The following is a 612-nucleotide window of genomic DNA, read 5'->3' as shown; positions in this document are numbered from 1 at the left end:
ATGACACGGCATTAACCGTGCCGGGTTGCCCCATTCAGAAATCCCCGGGTCAAAGGATGTTTAGCTCCTTACCGAGGCTTATCGCAGCTTTCCACGTCTTTCTTCTTCACTTGACACCAAGGCATCCACCGTTTGCTCTTAGTAGCTTAGCCACTATTCCACAAATAAGTTTAAACGCTTTGATGTTTAAAATTTTGATATTTACTACAACAAATTGTCAAAGAGCAATTGAGAGTTTTTACGCACCAATACAACTGATTTACATCAACTATACTTGGTTTTCGTTTTATTTAGGATGGTGGAGAATAGCGGGATCGAACCGCTGACCTCCTGCGTGCAAGGCAGGCGCTCTCCCAGCTGAGCTAATTCCCCACGTGGTGGGCCTGGGTGGATTTGAACCACCGACCTCACGCTTATCAGGCGTGCGCTCTAACCAACTGAGCTACAGGCCCAGAGCCTTAATCTCTCAAAGTTGGTCAGTGAATCCAAAAAAAGCTTTATGTATTTCTTTCCTTTGAAAGGAGGTGATCCAGCCGCTGATTCCTCAACGGCTACCTTGTTACGACTTCACCCCAGTTATCGACCGTACCTTAGGCGCCTGCCCCTGCCCAA

Annotated in this window: 2 tRNA genes and 2 rRNA genes; all 4 read right to left on the bottom strand. The window is 47.2% G+C overall.

Going from position 1 to position 612, the window contains the following annotated elements:
• Positions 1-152 (bottom strand): 23S ribosomal RNA (locus HXW94_RS18880); the annotation flags it as partial.
• Positions 153-296: 144 nt separating this feature from the next.
• Positions 297-372 (bottom strand) — tRNA-Ala (locus HXW94_RS18875).
• 3 nt (positions 373-375) lie between these two features.
• Positions 376-452 (bottom strand) — tRNA-Ile (locus HXW94_RS18870).
• Between the two features lie 65 nt (positions 453-517).
• A 16S ribosomal RNA gene (locus HXW94_RS18865) occupies positions 518-612 on the bottom strand; the annotation flags it as partial.

Source organism: Desulfobacter latus (genome assembly GCF_013389365.1).
In the GTDB taxonomy this organism is placed as follows: domain Bacteria; phylum Desulfobacterota; class Desulfobacteria; order Desulfobacterales; family Desulfobacteraceae; genus Desulfobacter; species Desulfobacter latus.
The sequence above is the reverse complement of the archived record's forward strand: the minus strand, read 5'-3'. Positions and strand labels throughout refer to the sequence as shown.